The organism is Desulfonatronospira sp. (assembly GCA_003563255.1).
Taxonomy (GTDB): Bacteria; Desulfobacterota; Desulfovibrionia; order Desulfovibrionales; family Desulfonatronovibrionaceae; genus Desulfonatronospira.
This window is the reverse complement of sequence record PWSL01000348.1, coordinates 1-2769: the sequence shown is the minus strand read 5'-3', so window position 1 is coordinate 2769 and position 2769 is coordinate 1. Positions and strand designations below refer to the sequence as shown.

Genomic DNA, 2769 nt, shown 5'->3' with positions numbered 1-2769 from the left:
GTGGCTCCAGCTACATTTTTTAAGAAGCGGCTGGAGCCGCAAGAACTAAATGTTCACAGGCTGGAGCCTGGGGACGAGAGGGAAAACTTCCATGCCCTTCCGTGTGTTCCGTGGGCATAACCTCTTGGCTTTCTTTGAAAGTGAAACAACATGTTTGTTTGAAATTTGTGCTAAGCGCCTAAGCGCCTAACGCGGGCTTTGCCCGCAACCCAAAAAGATTCAAGCACAAAAAAACAGCTTGACTTTTTTTTAAAAAAATCATCTGATAACCACATTCAAAGTCAACACATTCCTTGACTTTTTATTTGACTTGACTATTGATATTGAAAATCAACACAAAACGCGTTTTCATCATATATCTAAAAGCACTAAAGGAGCCTGTAAATGTTTAAGATGTGGTTCAGCCGCAAACAAAGCACAAAGGACTGCCCCCACCGTCCCCCCGAATGCGATCATCTGAGGACCCTTGACTGTCTGCAGCTTAATGAAGAAGGCGAAATTGATTCCATACCTGAACAGGCCCTGCTGGAACCCCTGGGATTCAGGCCCGGAAAAAAAGTCTGCCTGCGCTGCAGGGCCCGTTTTGGAGGACCTCTGGTCGCAGAAATAGAAGGCAGACATACCGCCCTGGGACGTTCGCTGGCCAAGCAGATCAAGCTGCGCAAACAGCTCGACCTCTGCCCTGAGAATGAGTAAGGCCCATGTCCTGCTCATGGGCCCGCCCAATGTGGGCAAGAGCGTAATATTCAACCACCTGACCGGTTTAAGCGTAAGTTGCGCCAATTACGCCGGGACCACCGTCGAGTTTGTTGCCGGCAAAGCAGGTATAAAAGGCCGTGACGTGGTCCTGGTGGATGTACCAGGCACATACACCCTCAACGCCACCAACCAGGCCGAGCAGGTGGCCGTGGACATGCTCCGCGGCAGGCACAAGCCCGGCACTCAAAGCACCTGTTCCCATTGCCGCGAAGAAAGCGATGTGTGCGCCGATGAACTGGGTTCCACTCCGGCTGCAGTCATATGCGTGGTGGATGCCAACAACCTGGAAAGCAGCCTGTATCTTTTGTTTCAGGTACTAAGCTTCGGGTTGCCCACAGTTGTAGCCCTCAACCGGGTGGATCTGGCCCGGGACAAAAACATTCACATAGACTGGCAAAGCCTTTCCCGCCGCCTGGGGGTTCCCATTGTCCCCATGGTGGCAGTAGCTAAAAAAGGCTTTGAGGAGCTCAAAAAAGAAATCCGCTCAGTCCTGGACAATCCCTTTGAGCCCAGGCTGGACTGGGAGCAGGGCAGTCACTGGAACATGGCGGAAAAAGTCTCCAGGGAAGTAACAACCGGGACATTTGCAGCAAACAGTTCCAGGAGAAGACGCTGGGGGGAAAAACTGGTACATCCCTGGCCCGGACTGCCCCTGGCCATAATCATACTGGTCCTGGCCTTTGCAGTCATTGTGGGTGTGGGCATGCAGCTGCGCCAGCTGGTGCTTCTGCCCATCTTCCGGGGCATGATCATACCCCAGATCGTGGCCGGGGTGCAGGCCGTGGTCCCTCCCGGAACCATCCAGAACGTCATGATCGGGGAATACGGTTTTCTGGTCAAGGGCATAGAATGGCCCTTCACCCTTGTAATGCCTTACGTGCTGTCATTCTACGGGGTAATGGCGGTGCTGGAAGACAGCGGATACCTGCCCCGGCTGGGAGTGCTCCTGGACGGACTGTTGAACAATATCGGCCTGCAGGGTTCCAGCATTATCCCCCTTCTACTGGGGTACGGCTGCGGCATCCCCGGCATCCTGGCAACCCGGGCTTTGTCCACTGGCAAGGAAAGGCTTATTATCGCCACCATGATCTGCATGGCAGTGCCTTGCATTTCGCAGACCGGAGCCTTCATCGCCATGCTGGCCGAGCGATCCGTCAGTGTGGTGGTGGCTGTATTCGGCCTTTCATTTGTAGCCCTGATCCTGGCCGGGCTAATCATGGACAAGGTCCTCAAAGGACCAAGACCATTGACCATCATGGAGATCCCGGAACTTTTACCACCTAGACTGGATGTTCTCTCAAAAAAAATCTGGGTCCGGCTCAAGCGCTACATCACGGACGGCGCCCTGCCTATGGTGGTGGCCGTTGGGATTGCCGCCGTACTCTACGAAACCGGAATCATGGCTGCTGTGGGAAGATTTCTATCTCCCCTGGTGGAACACTGGCTGAGGCTGCCTCAAGAGGCCTCGGTACCCCTTGTACTGGGCATCATGCGCCGTGAGCTTGCGGTACTGCCTCTCATCGAAATGGACCTGACCACCTTACAGCTTTTTGTAGGGGCCACTGTGGGACTTTTTTACGTGCCCTGCATTGCCATTGTCGCCATTCTTGCCAGGGAGTTCAACATCAGGACCGCCGTTTTCATGCTGCTCATCACCAGCGCTACGGCGTTTCTGGTTGGAGGTATCTTCGCCCGAATGGAATTTCTGGCATGGTTTTTCGGCTGATTTTTCACCACAAATTACCCTTCTGGCGGAGTGTCTGTTTATCACACAGGCCCAAAGCGTAATCATTCAACTGTGCTTATCATCTTTTTTCCTCTTTTTTGCCATGATTTTCTATGGACATTTCCTGAACAATACTCTACAGATAGGGTTTGTATTTACAGGTTATCTAACGCGGGCTGAGCCCGCAACCCATATTTTCTCACGCAAAGGCGCGAAGATCGCCAAGGAAGACAGGATAATTTTTTTCATTTGTCACTCGTTTCTCGTGACAAATGAAAAGGCAG

Annotated in this window: 3 protein-coding genes; all 3 read left to right on the top strand. The window is 52.7% G+C overall.

Annotation, left to right across the window (positions count from 1 at the left end; all coding sequences use genetic code 11):
- The first annotated feature begins 384 nt into the window (after positions 1–384).
- Positions 385–696 (top strand): FeoA family protein, encoded by a 312-nt coding sequence (locus QZP87_RS10155; RefSeq protein WP_291322808.1) that lies wholly within the window; start codon positions 385–387, stop codon positions 694–696.
- Positions 689–2485 (top strand): ferrous iron transporter B, encoded by a 1797-nt coding sequence (locus QZP87_RS10150; protein ID WP_291322807.1) that lies wholly within the window; start codon positions 689–691, stop codon positions 2483–2485. Before QZP87_RS10155 ends, QZP87_RS10150 begins: the two co-directional genes overlap by 8 nt.
- Positions 2436–2769: hypothetical protein (locus QZP87_RS10145; protein WP_291322806.1), on the top strand; the 334-nt coding region annotated here is incomplete at its 3' end. The genes QZP87_RS10150 and QZP87_RS10145, both read left to right, overlap by 50 nt.